This is a genomic window from Acinetobacter schindleri, from assembly GCF_010918895.1.
In the GTDB taxonomy this organism is placed as follows: Bacteria; Pseudomonadota; Gammaproteobacteria; order Pseudomonadales; family Moraxellaceae; genus Acinetobacter; species Acinetobacter schindleri.
In genome coordinates, this window is record NZ_CP044483.1 from 161,035 (window position 1) to 177,969 (window position 16,935).

A 16,935-nucleotide genomic window follows, 5' to 3' on the forward strand; every position below is an offset into this window, starting at 1 on the left:
CATATATTAGTTTGAATTGAGGAGACAGCAATGAGTAGCGGTCGTATCATTCAGATCATCGGCGCGGTTATCGACGTCGAGTTTGAACGTAACAGCGTTCCTAAGATCTATGACGCTCTCCAAGTTGACGGTACTGAAACTACATTAGAAGTTCAGCAACAACTTGGTGATGGCGTAGTTCGTACTATTGCAATGGGTTCTACTGAAGGCCTTAAGCGTGGTTTGAACGTAACTAACACTAACGCGCCGATTTCTGTACCAGTAGGTACAGCGACTCTAGGTCGTATCATGGACGTTCTTGGTCGCCCAATCGACGAAGCTGGTCCAGTTGCAACTGAAGAGCGTTTACCAATTCACCGTCAAGCGCCTTCTTATGCAGAACAAGCGGCTTCTACTGACCTTCTAGAAACTGGTATTAAAGTCATTGACTTACTATGCCCGTTCGCGAAAGGTGGTAAAGTTGGTCTGTTCGGTGGTGCCGGTGTTGGTAAAACTGTAAACATGATGGAGTTGATCAACAACATCGCGAAAGCGCACTCAGGTTTATCTGTGTTCGCTGGTGTTGGTGAGCGTACTCGTGAAGGTAACGACTTCTATCACGAGATGAAAGACTCTAACGTTCTAGACAAAGTAGCAATGGTCTACGGTCAGATGAACGAGCCACCAGGTAACCGTCTACGTGTAGCGTTGACTGGTCTGACTATGGCTGAGTACTTCCGTGATCAAAAAGACGAAAACGGTAAAGGTCGTGACGTACTATTGTTCGTTGACAACATCTACCGTTATACACTAGCAGGTACTGAAGTATCAGCACTTCTAGGCCGTATGCCATCTGCAGTAGGTTACCAGCCTACACTTGCAGAAGAGATGGGTGTTCTTCAAGAACGTATTACATCTACTAAGTCTGGTTCTATTACGTCAATCCAAGCGGTATACGTACCTGCCGATGACTTAACGGATCCATCGCCTGCAACTACGTTCGCTCACTTGGACGCAACTGTTGTATTGAGCCGTGACATCGCTTCTCAAGGTATTTACCCTGCGATCGATCCACTTGACTCTACTTCACGTCAGTTAGATCCACTTGTAGTTGGCCAAGAACACTACGAAATCGCTCGTTCAGTTCAAAACGTTCTTCAACGTTATAAAGAATTGAAAGACATTATCGCAATTCTTGGTATGGACGAATTGTCAGAAGAAGACAAACTTATCGTGTATCGCGCACGTAAGATCCAACGTTTCTTCTCTCAACCGTTCCACGTAGCTGAAGTGTTTACTGGTGCTCCTGGTAAACTTGTACCGCTTAAAGAAACGATTCGTGGCTTTAAAGGTCTTCTAGCTGGTGAATACGATCACATTCCAGAACAAGCGTTCTATATGGTTGGTGGTATTGACGAAGTGATTGCTAAAGCTGAGAAACTTTAATTAGTTCCCTAATTTAGGAGATTCTCATGGCGACTATGCAATGTGACGTTGTAAGTGTTCAAGAGTCTTTGTACTCAGGCACTGTAACTATGCTAATTGCTAAAGGTGCTGGCGGCGAGTTAGGTATTATGCCTGGTCACGCTCCGCTGGTAACTTTGCTCCAACCTGGCGCGATCCGCGTTATTTTGGAAAACGGTACAGAAGAATTAATCTATGTATCTGGTGGTGTTCTAGAAGTTCAACCGCATGTTGTTACGGTTCTTGCTGATACAGCAGTCCGTGCAGAAAACTTGGATGAAGCGGCAATTATTGAGGCGCGTAAACACGCTGAACAATTGCTAGCAAATCAAAAGAGCGATTTGGACTCTGCTGCTGCTTTGGCTGCTCTTGCAGAAACTGCTGCTCAGCTGGAAACGATCCGCAAAATCAAAAACCGTGCAATGTAATTGCTGGTTTAAGATTGAAGAAACCACCCGAAAGGGTGGTTTTTTTATGCCCAATTTTCTTGAAAATTTGCACCTTCTGAATTTGGTTTAATTGTGGGTTTCTTAATATTTATAGTTAGTGGAATAGGGAAGTCATTGCCAATGATGACAGCTTCGCCAGGTTGGAGGCTTGGTAAAAAGTCAGATGCAGCTTTATCAATCTCACCGCATGCACGTTCTACAATTTCACGATCTCTATCGTTTGTAAGGCGATGAACGATGAGAGTGCCAAGCTGGCTTAGAACGCCTTCAGTAATATCTCTTGGCCTTTGTGTGGCAAGGCAGATATTTAATCCAAACTTACGTCCTTCTTTTGCAATGAGTTCAAAAGCATCTAGTTTAGCTAAGGTATCTTCATTACCAATTGATTTACCGATGAAGTTATGTGCTTCATCTAAGAAGACTACAATAGGTTTATTTGAAAAAGTACCTTTTCTAGATTCATTTAATAGTACTCTACCAATGCAATTAGCAATAATTTCACGAGCCTTATATTCGAATGGAATTCCACTAAGATCTATTCTTATTAATTTTTTACTAGTTTCAGTAGCAACTGCAAAACGGCTTAAGACAGTTGTTAAAGGGAGTTTTGTAGTTGAGGATGTAAATAATGTATTAAAAGGAGGCGAGTGAATAATACTAGTAATTCTACTTATTAAGGGTAAGCAGCTTGTATATGAAGCGCCATCTGAATTTCCCCAACGAGTAGGATCTTTGGGGCTAGTAAAAGAGGTGCTAAATTCAGGGAAGACACATTCATGTTCAATTTGAATATTAAGATTAAAAATATTAAAAGTAAGCTGGGGAGAATTTAGATCCAGAGAAGGATCATTTATAGCTGATAAAAAATCATGTTTATAAGAATTTATTTTAGGTACATATCCATTGGTAAATACATCAGGTTTTAAGTTTGCGATTTTTAAACTTCGGATAGCTTCTTTAAATTTTGGGCCTTGGACTTTGCCTGATGGCTCAAATAAAGCTAAAAAATCTGTTTCAATGAAGCATTCAGGTGGTAAGTAACATTCCTTGGAACCAGCTACTTCATACATTGGCTTGCCTAAATGAACATGAAAAATATCTTCGCTATTAAAGCCTCTATATTCACCAGTTGGATCTAATAAAATTATACGTGAATTGTGCTTTAAACATTCTTCTAAGATTCGAGCTGTAGTGAAGCTCTTTCCACCACCTGTTGATCCTAATATTCCAAGATGGCGGCCAAATAACTTCTCTGGTGTAACTGTGATTTTGCAGTCTCTATCAAGATCTATAGAACCAATTTCTAACTCAATTTTAGGAATCTTATTATTCATCCTACGAGGGATGTCTGCAATGAATTCGTGTGGTGCGGAATAAATTAAATCGTTAATACTTGGATAATAATCAATACCTGCTGTAACTCTTAGATTATCCATTTGGATTGATCCGAGTAATTGAATACGACCAACAATTTCTAGATTTGATAGCTCAAGATCATCTTTTTTAATTTCAACAATACGTCCAAGAATTAAATTAACTTGACTTTCAATAACTACAAATTCTCCAACTTCTCCTTTACCGTATCGTCTTCCCTCTAAGTATGTAGCTTGATGGTTTATATTTATAAATTCGAATTGAACAGAATTTGCTGAAATCGCATTAACTTTTCCAAATAGAAGTTCAGAACGCACAATTCCTAATTCTTCTAAATTACGCATTAAGTGTTCCTCCATGAATAACCTGGTAAAGGTTTTCCGCAGGACTCAAAGCTTTAAGATCTGGAATATTTATTGCAAAATTTTCGAAGTCAGCTTCAATAAATAAAATATCTAAGCCTTTATCAGCAAGTGCTTTAAATTTTTTCCAGTATGGTGAAAAATCATCTGGATTTTTAAACTTTCGTTCTACAGAGCGATCTACGATGATTAATTTTAGGTGTGGATTAGATTGTAATGCAGCATATATCGGTTCAGATAAGTGATCGTCATTAAAACCAAAACCTGTTGTTATTAAACAAGTGTTTGGTTCACGTATACCTTGAAGGAATTTAGCTATCAGCTCTAGGTGAGGTTGAATGTATGACTGTTGATATTTACCTTTTGCAGGAAAAATCATGCATACATTTTTAGCATCATTAGATTCTTTTTGCTCAATAACAAAACTACCATCAGTTTCCGTTCTTTTAAACCAATTAACAGAGCCGTGTAATTTATACATATGAAATACACCATCCAAATATTTTGGTGTGGTTGATGTATTAATAGAATCTCTTTTAATAATGTCATAATCAAAAAATTGAGGACTATAAATTCTAGGTGTAGAGAAAGTGAATCCATCAATTATTGTAATTCCAAGTTTTCCTGCAGCTTCTTCAAAGCAAGTATCATAATTTGTGGTAAAAAGTTTAATCCTATTATCTTTACTTTTTCGTCTAGCAAGTTTTTTTATAAACTCCATATGTGCGAATAAATCAGATAGAGGTTTATCAAATTTACATTTATCTAAGATAATTTCTTTTGATTTTATTAAGAAAGCTGCTAATTCAGGACATTCTTTAATCTGTTGATATGCTTCACAGTATGAGAGAAATTCTTCAATATTCTTCTTAGTAGGACTAGTAAGATCATACTCAATTTGCGCAATGATTTTGTCTGCGTCAGTCTTCCTAGATGGATCTTCAATACAAAATGTCCATAAGTCAGGCATACTTGGACCTTTTACCTTACCGAGTGAAGTTCCACTACCAGCTAGTACCATAATATTAGGCATTTGAAGTGCTGTTTTAAGTTTTATTTTAAGATCACTTAAGTCATTAGCTTGTTGATCAGCCTCATCGTCCTTGTGAGGGATAAATTTTTCATTAGGTGTACTTCTATAAAATTTGATACTCATTTATATATTCTTTTAAAATCATTGTTTTTATTATGGTTTTTTTCGTATTAAAAAAATAGTCATATTCTAGATTTAATTAAAAATTTTCTATTTCCTAGAATCTTTACCTTAAATATGTCATAAAAATTTTCATTCAAACTTGATAACTCTTAACTTTTAGAAGTTGCTCAAATTTCCTTTTGTACCACTCGATATAACTTTTACCCTTTCTCAGTAATGTTTTGAACCAATCTGTAAGCAGGCACACACCATAAAAAAATCAATGCTAAGTTAAGTGATTACCCCAGATCCAAGCTTGTTTGAATTGATTTAAAGAGGTCGAAAACAAGCAAAACTTATAATTTAAAGAAAAGGGAAAGTCATGGCATATCAATCTATTAACCCATTTACCAATCAAAAATTAAAAGACTATCCGCCACATACAGATGAGCATATACAAAATGCGCTGGATCAGGCAGAACAGATTCTCAAGTCAGACTGGCCACAACAGATTGATCAACGTATTGAAGTACTAAGGAATATCGCGCAAAAATTACGTGAACAAAAAACCGAACTGGCGAAGCTCATGACGCTGGATATGGGTAAGCTGATTAAACAGAGTGAAGGTGAAATCGAATCTTGCGCCAAAATTGCCGAATACTTTGCTGATCATGCCAAAGAGTTTCTAGCTCCAGTGTCTTATGAAACGGAACTGGGCGAAGCATGGGTAGAGCATCATCCTCTAGGTGTTGTGATGGCAGTTGAACCGTGGAATTTCCCGTTTTATCAGCTGATGCGGGTCTTTGCACCAAACTGTGCAATTGGCAATCCGGTCCTGGCCAAGCATGCTGGCATTGTGCCGCAATGTGCCGACGCTTTTGAAAAGCTGGTGCTGGAAGCAGGTGCACCAAGAGGTGTCTGGATTAACCTGTTTATCAGTTCTGTTCAGGTTCAAGATATTATTGCTGATCCGCGCGTACAGGGTGTGGCCTTGACAGGTTCAGAAGGTGCCGGAAGTGCTGTGGCCGAGCAGGCGGGTAAATACATTAAAAAATCTACCTTGGAACTCGGGGGGAATGATGTCTTTATTGTGCTGGATGATGCCGATCTGAAAAAAGCCATCAAAATTGGCTGTCAGGCCCGGGTGAATAACGCTGGACAGGTATGTACTGCAGCCAAGCGTTTTATTTTGCATGAGAAAATCGCTGATGAATTTAAAGCAGGTATGCTGAAAGCTTTTCAGGAACTGAAAATTGGTGACCCACTTGACCCTGAAACGACACTGGCGCCCTTATCATCGGCTGATGCGCTGGAAAAACTGACCAAGCAGGTTGATAAGGCCGTAGCGCATGGTGCCACTGTGCTGACAGGTGGTAAGCCCATCGAGCATGCAGGTAACTTTTATGAGCCAACCATTCTGGAAAATATCAGCCGTGATAATCCAGCCTGGTATGAAGAATTCTTTGGCCCGGTTGCCCAGATTTATGTCGCCAAGGATGAAGATGAAATGGTCTCGATTGCCAACGATTCGCACTATGGTTTGGGCGGTGTGATTCACTCTCAAGATATCGACCGTGCCAAAAAACTGGCTTCACGAGTTGAAACCGGCATGATCTGGATTAACTGGTTTAGCGATTCCACACCAGAGCTGCCCTTCGGCGGTATCAAAAATTCTGGTTATGGTCATGAATTATCGATCGACGGTTTCAGAGAATTTACCCAGAAACGTTTAGTCGTCGTCAAAAGTCCTAAAGAATAATGATTTTTCTGTCTTATTCTTTTAGTAAGGAAGTGGCTTTCTAGGCCACTGCTTCTATTAATCTATATTAAATAGTAATCAACCAGTCTGGCGACTGGTTGATGAGGGAACTTAGGTCATCTATAAAACTGAAATCAACTTTCCTGTTCTGCTGCCTGGGATTGTTTTTCAGGAATCATCATTGCGGCCAGCTTGATCATTTCAGACTGGATATTTCCCATCTGTTTTTCCAGCTTCTGGAAATCTACCTGACTGAAATCCATCTGGCCATTCAGGAAAGGAGATGCCAGTGCCTGCTGGTTGGCATTCATCAGGTTGCTACGTACCTGATCAACTTCCTGACTTTTCAAGTTTAAGCCACTTAAAGTCTGGTTAAAGCCTTTTAATTGCTGTTGCAATTGCATTGCGGCGCTCTGCAATTGAGAAGTATCTTTTTCACTGACTGCAGTTTCCAGTTCAGTCTGGGTTTGCTTCAGCTGAGTCACGTAATCACCAGCCTTTAACTGCAAATCGGCCACATCACGTACGATGTAGAACATATTGCCACTTTTAAGGTCTGCAGAAGACTGCCGTACTTCAGCATTTTCTGCTACTTCTGGCTGTTCTGCGACTACATTCTGTTGGTCCGGTTTCTCAGTATATGAGGCAGGGGCAGAGACCTGATCACAGCCCAGCAAACTCAATGCACCTGCAAAAAGGGCAAAAGGTAATACGCTATTTTGGAGAATTTGCTTAGATTTCATTGGGGTGCTCATCATTCACTGCTTACAGACTTTAATATAGGGATGAAATTTGTAGAAAATACGGAGAGTTGCAAATGAATAACAAAAAAGTCTCACTATAGATATTCAAGCATAAAAAAGAGCGCTGAAGCGCTCTTTTTTCACCGAGGAGGGCAGGGTTTAAGCTGCGATAATTTTAATTATCTTATCGTTAATCATGTTCATCAGAATATAGTCGCCATTTACTTTAATCCATTGCTGGTTTCTACCCGGTTTGCTGAGTCGTTTATATTTGCTGTGATCGACTTTATAGATTTTGCTTTGGTATTGGTTTGGGACTTTTTGACCTACTCGCCAATCACGTGATGGATCAACTTTTTTATAACCCTGTTTATGCTGTTGAGCTGGGTGTTTGTTTAGCTGATGGTGCTGAGGAGCATGATGCTGTTGTTGAGCATGCGACTTGCTATATTGATGGTGATCCTGAGGCGCAGCCATGGCCGGAATAGCAACCAGTGCAGTTGAGATCGATAAAACAATTGCTTTCACCAGCGTTTTCATACTTCACCTTTCATTATGGCGGTTTGTTTGTGTATGAGCTCATCATAGACTGGCAGAAGTGTTTGAAATTGAAGAAGGTGTAGTGTAAGTATTAAAATCTAGAAGGAAAATAGAAGAAGTAAATTGAATGATTTTATTAATATACATATCTTTTTTAATTAAAAAATATAAGCATCTCTAGCTGTGGGAGATGCTTATATTACTATTGCAAATTATTTAGCCAATTCGGCATTAATTGCATCAATGATACGTGGATCATCTGCGGTAATATCCGGTGCAAAGCGAGCCACTACTTCACCATTTTTATTGACCAGGAATTTTTCAAAATTCCATAGCACTTCAGGTGGCTGGTTTGGAGTCAGGCCGTAATCAACCAGATCTTTCCACCATGGGCCTTCACCGGTACGTTCAGGAATCGCTTGGGTTAAAGCAGCATATAAAGGATGTTTAGCTTCTCCAACGACCGGGATCTTGGCAAATAGCGGGAAATCGACCTGATAATTTACTGAACAGAATTCCTGGATTTCCTTCTCGCTGCCTGGCTCCTGTGCCAGGAAATCATTTGATGGGAAACCTAGAATCTCCAGGCCTTCGGCTTTTTTCTCGTTATACAGCTTTTGCAAGCCTTCATATTGTGGAGTCAGGCCGCATTTAGATGCCACATTGACGATGAGCAAAACTTTGCCCTGATACTGGTTGAGAGTGAATTCTGCACCCTGAATGCTTAATACTGGAATGTCGTAGACTGAAGTACTCATATGAAGTCCTGTTTTTGAGGTGTTTATCCTGTCGAATGTTGTAACGGGTATTCTGGCTGAGTACAAGTAAAAACATGTAGGGCAGTCGGGTAAATTTAAATCCATGCATTAATTTAATGTGAAAAATCAATTATGCTTGCCCTACACAATAACGGCGTTGAATTGAAAGCTGCTGGCTTGGACTTGCAGACAATGCTGAACCCTACACTTTATGGATGAGTATATGACACAGCAACACAAGGTAGTGTGGTGGGCATTTTTACTGCCATTGGCAGCAGTACTGATCTGGTCATTGAACATGACCGTGAATCGCTATGTAGCTGACTACATTTCACCAGTAAGTATCAGTTTTTATCGCTGGATTCTGGCTTTACTAATCCTGACGCCGTTTGTTTTACCGCAGGTGATGCGTTCCTGGTCCAGTATTCGGCCTTATCTGGGTAAACTGGCTCTGCTCAGTGCCTTGGGAATGGTGTTGTATCAAGGTCTGGCTTACACCTCGGCACATTATACTACTGCGACCAATATGGGCCTGATCAATGCCTTTATTCCGGTCTTTACCATTATTGTCGGCATTTTTGTCCTGCATGTTCGTCCTGCGGTGACTGCAGTAATTGGTAGTCTCTTGTCGATCTGTGGTCTGATGTATGTCATGGCACAGGGACAGTGGGGGAATTTGCTGAATTTTGGTGATACCTATATCGGTGATGTACTGATGCTGATCGCGGTATTTTTCTATGCCTGCTATGGAATTTTCCTGAAAAAATGGCAGATAAAGATTCCCTTAATCCAGAGTCTGTATATTCAGATCTGTTTTGGTGTTTTGCTGCACATCCCGATGATTCTGTGGACAGGTTTAGATGTCATCAATATCAATAATGCTGGGAGTATTATTTATGCCGGGATTTTTCCATCGATTGCTGCGCCATTTCTATGGATGATGGCGGTGCAGGTGCTTGGGCCAAATCGTAGCAGTATTTTTATGAACCTGATGCCTGTGTTTACTGCGCTGATCGCCTATGTTTGGCTAGGCGAGTCCTGGACGGTTTATCACACCATAGGTGGCCTGGTGATTCTGGTGGGTATTTTCCTCGCACAATACACACCCAAGCAGGGGGCATAAATAAGAGTTCTATTTTATAAAATGATATTTTGATTAAAAAGCAATCAAATGATTATATTCATTTAATTGAAATAAACGGTAAATCTATAAAAATTAAATGTAAAAATAAATGGTTGAAATTGAACTTCAGTTTAAAACTGGAGCAAAAATAGCGGGATATTTTGAATTTTGATCAAATATTCTAAAATAATAATATATAAAATATATTAATAATAACTTTTATTATATTTGTTGTTAGGCACACTTTCTCACATAATACGCCCATCGAGAGTGATGCTTCAGAAATTTTCCTGAATTATCAATTTTCCAGAGATTTTAAGACCCTCTGGATGTGTTCTGCACATCCTTTTTTATGCTCAGCCATCCCTATATGGCTGAGCTTTTTTTTACCTTAAAACTTTAGTCGGATTTGAAAAAGCCAAAAAATAAATCCGTGCTTAAGCGCGGATCACTTCACCTGTCACAGCATCAATAATTTTGCTGGGTTCCTGACTCAGTCCTAAATCGCCATTTAAGTAGTTCAGGCTCTCAGATTCTTTAAAGTATTGTTTTGCGTCCTGCAGTGAAAGTGCTGGATTTAGACCTGCCGGATTGGCACTGGTCGAAACGATATAGCCCCCAAAAGCCTGACATAAAGCCATGCATAAAGGGTGGGTAGTGACACGTACCGCAACTTTAGGATGATTACCTTTAATCCAGGCTGGAATATCTTCACTGGCAGGTAATAGCCAGGTGGTGGCACGTTCGGATACGCTGCGGTTGGTCCATGAAGCAACAATACGTTCGCGGATTTCTGGTGTCAGTGCTTCTAGTAAATGTTCTACTTGGGAAATATGTCCAGCAAGAAGAATCACGCCTTTTTCAATTGGACGCTGTTTCAGTTGCAGAATCTGGTGAAATGCCTGTTCGTTGTGAGGGTCACAGCCCAAACCCCAGACAGCCTCTGTAGGGTATGCCAAGACTTGTCCTTGTTTCAGGAATGTCGCTGCTTCGGCAACAGAGGTGGTGATCATGTATATACCTTTTAAAAACAACAAAGGGCTATTGTGAACCTTATTTGCCTGTACGACAACGTAGAAACATACCGGCTTGCTGTGTACTGAAACCGAGTAATTCCAGTTCCATCAACTGTGCTGTGATTGTGGAAACATCCTGGCTGAGTTGAATGCTGATCTGATCTAGGTCTTGTCCGATCCAGTCGAGCTGGTTGTAGAGCGGAATCAGGTGTGCTGGAATCTCGATCAATTCGGTTTCACTATTTTCTGCTTTATAAATTTGTTCAGCTGCCTGCCATTGGGTGGCTAATGCCAGATCTTCAACCACCTGGTGTGGATGATCAATCAAAATTGCACCTTCGCGGATGAGCTGGTGACAGCCTTTGTGATTTTCACTGTAGATATGTCCAGGAACCGCAAACACGGTTTTTCCTTGTTCGGCAGCCAGTTTGGCGGTGATGAGTGAGCCACTTTTCAGTGCAGCTTCAGCCACAATAACACCCAGACTCAGTCCACTGACAATACGGTTACGCCGTGGAAAATGATGTTGCAGAGGCGGAGTACCAGGTAAAAATTCTGTAATCACCGTGCCGCCTTGGGCAATGATCTGTTCTTTTAATGGCTGATTTGTTACCGGATAGGTTTGATCCAGACCCGTACCCATCACTGCAATAGTACGATGCTGCTGCAGCGCTGCCCGATGTGCCGCTTCATCAATGCCTTGCGCCAGTCCACTATTGATATAAAAACCTTGTTCACTTAAGTAATACGCAAAATCATAAGCCATCTGACGACCGTGATTGCTCGGTTTACGGCTGCCCACAATTGCCACCTGTGCCTGTAATAAACTGTCGGCCTTACCCTGACCAAATACAATCGGCGGTTTATCGATGTAGTGACCGAGCTGCTGCGGATAATCCACTTCATTATGTAATAAAATAAAGTCGCAAGTTTTCTGGATCTTTTCCAGACAAGACTGAAACTCGCGCTGGGAATCTTTGCAATTGAAATCCTGAAGCCGCTGGATATGATTTTTATGAACCCCTAATTTTAGCCAGGTCTCGACTTGATCCGGCTGAACAGCATCAGCAAGATTTTCATAATAATCAGATAAGCGATAGAAACTGGTGAGGGAATGCTGGACTACATACCATAAGCGAATGTTGTCCAGTTGAGTCGTAGATAACGAATTCAACATATTGAGACCTATCTTGCGTCTTCTTATTCTTATAATGAGTAATGAGGTTAAGATGATGCTGAATCACAGCATCATCTTAAAGTTCTTGTAAATTATTCGTCCAGCAGCGGTGGCTGAATGGTAGCGCCCACTTTGATTGGCAATTCACTGTCTAGAACATAGGCATAGCTGAACTGATCAAACGTTTTGAAGACCATGACATTACCAATACGTTCGCCCGGGAGCTGTACACGTTCTTTGGTTTTTGGATCAGTCACGACTTCACCTTGCTGATTCACACTAAACACATGACCAGACTGAACACCATGTGCTATGCCGCGGTCAATGGTGACAACACTATGACGTGCAGCTGTACCAATTGAACCCAATACACGAATGATCTGACCACCTGAAATGTTGTTTTCCGCATTTACTGGATAGAACAGGGTAGGCAGCATTGGATCATATTCTGGTAGTACCCGGTCACCACGACGGACTTCAGCATTATAGCTGTCGGTCAGTTCCAGTGTGGTGATATCACCTTCACCACGGACTGCAATACCAGAAGCGACCTGCTGTAGTTCTAGGGCAGCGGTGTATTTTTTACCATTGGCATCAGTCAGTATGTAAGGTTCAGCTTCGCGGTATACTGCATAGCGTTGACCCACTTCCAGGCCATTCCCACGTGCATAAACTTTCTGGCCTTTACCAGCCAGTACACGTTGATCAGCTGTACCCAGAATATATGGAGTGCCTTCAATAGAGTCTGCTGCCATAATTGTATAGCGCTCTAGCCATTGCTGGATATGGGCTAAAGGAATAACAGGAATGGTATTGTTGAGCGATTCAATACGTACCTGAGGCTGTAACTTATTCGTGCCAAGGTAGCGATTGATGATACCGGTACAGCCATCGCCTTCATCTTTACCAATGATTGGGCGGCCCTGGTAATCGCACATCAGCAGACGGTCACCTGGAAAAATCCAGTGTGGATTTTTCACATGCTTATTACCTGCCCAGATTTCTGGCCAGCGTACCGGATTTTTAAGAAAACGCTTGGAAATATCCCATAATGTGTCACCTTTTTTTACCACATAGACATTCGGTGCTGATGCTTTCAGGCTTGGTGGATTGACATTACGAGCTGGTGCTGCATGTATAGTTGAAATTGTCCCCATACCAACACCCACACAAACTGCAAGTGCGAGCATTTGATTTTTAATCCCCAAGGCACTAAAAGATGGCATGCCCTTCAAAACCTTTTTCATTATCATAATTCCTAAAATTATGTATGTAAGTTGCGTTATAATAACGATCTTACACACAATTTTTTAATGAAGCATTCCTTCATTTGGTTTTTTGATCAATGGCATAATTGAGGACGCAGTATGGCCTTATTACCTATTTTAAGTTTCCCGGATCCCCGTCTTCGTACCATTGCACAACCAGTCGAAGAGGTTACTGATGAAATTCGTCAGCTCGCTGCAGATATGTTTGAAACCATGTATGAAGCGCCCGGCATCGGTTTAGCCGCGACACAAGTCGATCGTCATATTCAGCTGATTGTGATGGACCTGTCTGAAGATAAAGATCAACCCATGGTGTTCATTAACCCCAAAATTACACCATTGACTGAAGAAACACAGCCATACGAAGAGGGCTGTCTATCAGTACCTCAAATATACGATAAAGTTGAGCGTCCGTCACGTGTAAAAATTCAAGCAATTAATCTTGAAGGTCAAGCATTTGAGGTTGAGGCAGATGGCCTATTGGCTGTGTGTATCCAGCATGAAATGGACCACTTAAATGGTAAACTTTTCGTGGATTATTTATCACCTTTGAAGCGCCAGCGTGCCCGTGAAAAAATTGAAAAGGCAGCACGTCAGCGTGATAAAGCCAAAGTTGCAGTGAAACGCTAAGTATTTTGTCGTATTGATGCATTGATTATTGCCCAGTTTTTACTGGGCTTTGCTATAATTAACGGTGACAAATTTTTATTTGCCCTTCTCCTATGGTGACACGTGGCGGGTTGCTACTTTCTCTGGCAGCCGTATTTTTACAGATCGCTGTATTCCTGCAGCCTTTGCTGCCGAAGCAATATCAGGTTGCTCCGGTCTGTGAAACCATTACGCGTGCACTTTTGTTGCCTTTATCACATGAGCATCACGCTGCTCATTCTCATCATGCTGACCACAGTATTCAGACTACGTCTGTAGAAGTTGCCCATGACCATCATGATGCCAATCATCAATGTCAGTACTGTACTGTCTACGGCAATCTGGTCCTGCCACCTGAACTGGATCTAAAAGAAGTACTGGATCGAATCCAGGTTCGACTGATTGCATTTAAACAAGCATTCAGTCATGTCTGGTTTGTTCTGCAACAACTTTTTCTGCTACCACAGGGCAGGGCACCACCACTTTTTGCATAAATCCACGTTGTTTTTGCCTGGGTCTTAATTGACTTAGGCCGTGTTCAATTTATGTATTCAGTGAGATAGAAATGGCTCAGCCTAAATTTTCTTTACAGCCTCTTGCGGCTGCGATTTGTGTTGCTTGTTATTCTTCAACGGTGCTGGCAAATGAAGCTATGCCAGTACAGACCATGGCTCCAATTGTGGTGACTTCTGCTACAGGCAATGATGCTAATGGTCTGATTGTACGTGCAGATCCTAAACAGCCGATTCAGCCTATTCCTGCCAGTGATGGTGCCGATTATCTGCAAAGTATTGTCGGTTTTAGTTCGGTCAATAGTGGGGCTGGAACCAATGGAGATGTCACTTTCCGCGGTATGTTCGGTTCGCGTATTAAAATCTTGACCGATGGCACAGAAAATCTAGGTGCCTGCCCAAGCCGGATGGATTCACCAACCTCTTATATTTCGCCAGAAAGCTATGACCGTATTTCGGTGATTAAAGGACCACAAACGGTCCAGTATGCCAATACCGGTTCAGCAGCTACCGTGATTTTTGAACGTAGCCCGGAACAGTTTGATGAAGATCATCTCTATCGCGGTCAGGCCAGTGTTTTGATGGGTTCCTTCGGGCGTCTCGATCATAATGTCGAAGTTGCAGCAGGTGATGAACAGAAATATATTCGCCTCAATACCAACCGCTCGGTAGCCAACAGCTATCAGGATGGTAATGGCAATACTGTGCCATCAGACTGGGAACGCTGGAATGCTGATCTGGCTTTAGGCTGGACACCTGATGAAAACACCTGGGTAGAACTGACCGGTGGTAAGGCTGATGGTGAAGCAGTGTATGCTGGCCGTATGATGGATGGTTCCAAGTTTGCCCGTGAAAGTTTAGGTTTGCGTGTTGAAAAGAGAGATGTCAGCGACGTGATTCAGAAAGTAGAAGGGCAGATCAACTATAACTATAACGACCATGTGATGGATAACTATAGTCTTCGTGATTTTAAACCTACCAGAATGATGCCAAATGAAGCAGCCACAAACGTTGCACGTAAAACTTTAAATGCGCGTGTCGCGATGACCAGTGAATGGGATAAGGTTAAACTGATCTCTGGTGTTGATACGCAAAACAATGAGCACTCGATTCGTAAGACAACAGATGGTGTTTCATATCAGAATCTACCTCGTATGACAGACATGGAATTTCAATCCATCGGCGCGTTTGGTGAACTGACTTATGATTTGGGCAACGACAATCAATTTGTCACAGGTCTGCGTTTAGATCAGGTGGATGTCGATGCAGTGCAAAGTAATCAGTCTCGTCAGCAACTTTTACCAAGTGGCTTCCTGCGTTTCGAAAATATTCATCCTGAACATGAAGATGGCAAAACCTATATTGGACTGGGTTATGTGGAGCGTATGCCAGACTACTGGGAGCTGTTTAGTCCTAAATCAGGCAATGGAAATACTAATACCTTTAAAAATATCAATACTGAAAAGACTTTACAGCTTGATGTGGGTTATCAGCACTCGCATGGTAAGTTCAACTCATGGGCATCAGCATACGCAGGTTTGATTAATGATTATGTGATAACGACATATAAGCCTACTGGCATGATGGGAATGCTGGAAGCTCATAGCCGAAATGTCGATGCCACCATCGCTGGTGCAGAAGCCGGAATTGGTTATCAATTGACTGATGCGATTCAGGCTGACGTGAGTGCTATGTATGCCTGGGGTGAAAACACGACCAATAATACGCCGTTGCCACAAATTGCACCTTTAGAAGCACGAGTTAACTTGCGCTATATTCAAGACAAATACAATTTTGGATTATTGTGGCGTGTAGTGGATGGTCAAAACCGTATCAGTAAGAATGAAGGTAATATTGTTGGATACGATCTACAGCCAAGTGCAGGCTTTAGCACATTATCGCTAAACGGGACCTATAATTTAGCAGAAGACATTGATTTGTCGGTAGGTATTGATAATGTGTTAGATAAAACCTATACCGAGCATTTGAATAAGATGGGAAATGCAGGTGTTGGTCTGGCGGCTAATGAACAATTCAATAATATGGGACGAAATTACTGGGCAAGAATCAGTATGAAGTTCTAATCTGATTAGATTCAGTACAAAAAGCAGGACGAAAGTTCTGCTTTTTGCTTTTTTAATTTAATAAAATTTATAAAAATCAATTATTTAATTATTATGACCATTTCCAAATAAAATAACGAATATTTTTATTAAAGTATTTTTTTTATATAAAACAGTTATTTATAATTTTTGTGGTTTATAAAATAGACACACGTTTCAAATGTTTTTAAAAAGGTGTTGCAAGCCCTCTGAAATGCTGTAGAATGCACATCCATCGGCGGTGATGAAGATTAAAACTTCTGATAAAACAGTAACTTAGTTAAGATTGGTTGAGTTGGGTTTTATTTAATAAGTTTAAAAATAATCTGATTTACTGGTTGACTTTCTAGAGATAGAGAGTAATATAGCCGACCTAGCTTGCTGCTGACGAAGTAGCAAGAAGATCATTAAGAGATTATGAAGAACAACTTGTGTGGATTTTTACTGGTTGATTGATCGAAATTATTTTCATTGATTGATGGTAGAAATTACTCGAAGTTTATTTGAGAAATATTTGTCAGAAAAT

15 protein-coding genes are annotated in these 16,935 nt (G+C 41.0%); 7 read left to right on the forward strand and 8 right to left on the reverse strand.

What is annotated here, in order from left to right; genetic code table 11:
* Positions 1-30: 30 nt before the first annotated feature.
* Both atpD and FSC11_RS00760 read left to right on the forward strand, forming a co-directional pair.
* Positions 31-1,425 (forward strand): F0F1 ATP synthase subunit beta, encoded by a 1,395-nt coding sequence (gene atpD, locus FSC11_RS00755; RefSeq protein ID WP_004895294.1) that lies wholly within the window; start codon positions 31-33, stop codon positions 1,423-1,425.
* Positions 1,426-1,451: 26 nt separating this feature from the next.
* Positions 1,452-1,871, forward strand: coding sequence for a F0F1 ATP synthase subunit epsilon (locus FSC11_RS00760; RefSeq protein ID WP_004780711.1), 420 nt, complete (start codon positions 1,452-1,454; stop codon positions 1,869-1,871).
* 44 nt (positions 1,872-1,915) lie between these two features.
* Here FSC11_RS00760 and FSC11_RS00765 read toward each other — a convergent pair whose 3' ends face one another.
* Both FSC11_RS00765 and FSC11_RS00770 read right to left on the reverse strand, forming a co-directional pair.
* Positions 1,916-3,610 (reverse strand): ATP-binding protein, encoded by a 1,695-nt coding sequence (locus FSC11_RS00765; protein WP_163164580.1) that lies wholly within the window; start codon positions 3,608-3,610, stop codon positions 1,916-1,918.
* On the reverse strand, positions 3,603-4,784 hold the full coding sequence (locus FSC11_RS00770) for an SIR2 family protein (RefSeq protein WP_163164582.1): 1,182 nt from the start codon (positions 4,782-4,784) through the stop codon (positions 3,603-3,605). The genes FSC11_RS00765 and FSC11_RS00770 overlap by 8 nt, the downstream gene beginning before the upstream one ends.
* A gap of 361 nt (positions 4,785-5,145) precedes the next feature.
* On the opposite strand from FSC11_RS00770, the gene FSC11_RS00775 reads away from it, so the two are divergent.
* Positions 5,146-6,522, forward strand: coding sequence for an NAD-dependent succinate-semialdehyde dehydrogenase (locus FSC11_RS00775; RefSeq protein ID WP_163164584.1), 1,377 nt, complete (start codon positions 5,146-5,148; stop codon positions 6,520-6,522).
* A 134-nt stretch (positions 6,523-6,656) separates the two neighbouring features.
* On the opposite strand, the gene FSC11_RS00780 is transcribed toward FSC11_RS00775, so the two are convergent.
* From FSC11_RS00780 to FSC11_RS00790, 3 genes are all read right to left on the reverse strand, one after another.
* Complete coding sequence (locus tag FSC11_RS00780; protein WP_163164586.1) at positions 6,657-7,265, reverse strand: hypothetical protein; 609 nt, start codon at positions 7,263-7,265, stop codon at positions 6,657-6,659.
* A gap of 159 nt (positions 7,266-7,424) precedes the next feature.
* The gene (locus FSC11_RS00785; RefSeq protein ID WP_163164588.1) at positions 7,425-7,805 is read right to left on the reverse strand and encodes an RcnB family protein; all 381 of its coding nucleotides are present in this window, start codon (positions 7,803-7,805) and stop codon (positions 7,425-7,427) included.
* Between the two features lie 212 nt (positions 7,806-8,017).
* Positions 8,018-8,563, reverse strand: a complete 546-nt coding sequence (locus FSC11_RS00790) for a glutathione peroxidase (RefSeq protein WP_004814265.1) — start codon at positions 8,561-8,563, stop codon at positions 8,018-8,020.
* Positions 8,564-8,786: 223 nt separating this feature from the next.
* Between FSC11_RS00790 and FSC11_RS00795 the strand changes: the two genes are divergently transcribed.
* Positions 8,787-9,686: a DMT family transporter gene (locus FSC11_RS00795; protein ID WP_163164590.1), complete on the forward strand. Its 900-nt coding sequence runs from the start codon at positions 8,787-8,789 to the stop codon at positions 9,684-9,686.
* 437 nt (positions 9,687-10,123) lie between these two features.
* Here FSC11_RS00795 and tsaC read toward each other — a convergent pair whose 3' ends face one another.
* The 3 genes from tsaC to FSC11_RS00810 form a co-directional block, all read right to left on the reverse strand.
* On the reverse strand, positions 10,124-10,699 hold the full coding sequence (gene tsaC, locus FSC11_RS00800) for an L-threonylcarbamoyladenylate synthase type 1 TsaC (protein WP_163164592.1): 576 nt from the start codon (positions 10,697-10,699) through the stop codon (positions 10,124-10,126).
* Positions 10,700-10,739: 40 nt separating this feature from the next.
* Positions 10,740-11,879, reverse strand: a complete 1,140-nt coding sequence (gene dprA, locus FSC11_RS00805; RefSeq protein WP_163164594.1) for a DNA-processing protein DprA — start codon at positions 11,877-11,879, stop codon at positions 10,740-10,742.
* A gap of 92 nt (positions 11,880-11,971) precedes the next feature.
* Complete coding sequence (locus FSC11_RS00810; protein ID WP_163164596.1) at positions 11,972-13,126, reverse strand: LysM peptidoglycan-binding domain-containing protein; 1,155 nt, start codon at positions 13,124-13,126, stop codon at positions 11,972-11,974.
* Positions 13,127-13,246: 120 nt separating this feature from the next.
* Here FSC11_RS00810 and def point away from each other — a divergent pair, with 120 nt between their 5' ends.
* From def to FSC11_RS00825, 3 genes are all read left to right on the forward strand, one after another.
* On the forward strand, positions 13,247-13,777 hold the full coding sequence (gene def, locus FSC11_RS00815; protein WP_005220256.1) for a peptide deformylase: 531 nt from the start codon (positions 13,247-13,249) through the stop codon (positions 13,775-13,777).
* A gap of 92 nt (positions 13,778-13,869) precedes the next feature.
* Entirely contained in the window at positions 13,870-14,289 is a 420-nt protein-coding gene (locus tag FSC11_RS00820; protein WP_163164598.1) for a DUF2946 family protein, read from the forward strand.
* 71 nt (positions 14,290-14,360) lie between these two features.
* The gene (locus tag FSC11_RS00825; protein WP_163164601.1) at positions 14,361-16,391 is read left to right on the forward strand and encodes a TonB-dependent copper receptor; all 2,031 of its coding nucleotides are present in this window, start codon (positions 14,361-14,363) and stop codon (positions 16,389-16,391) included.
* Positions 16,392-16,935 lie beyond the last annotated feature (544 nt).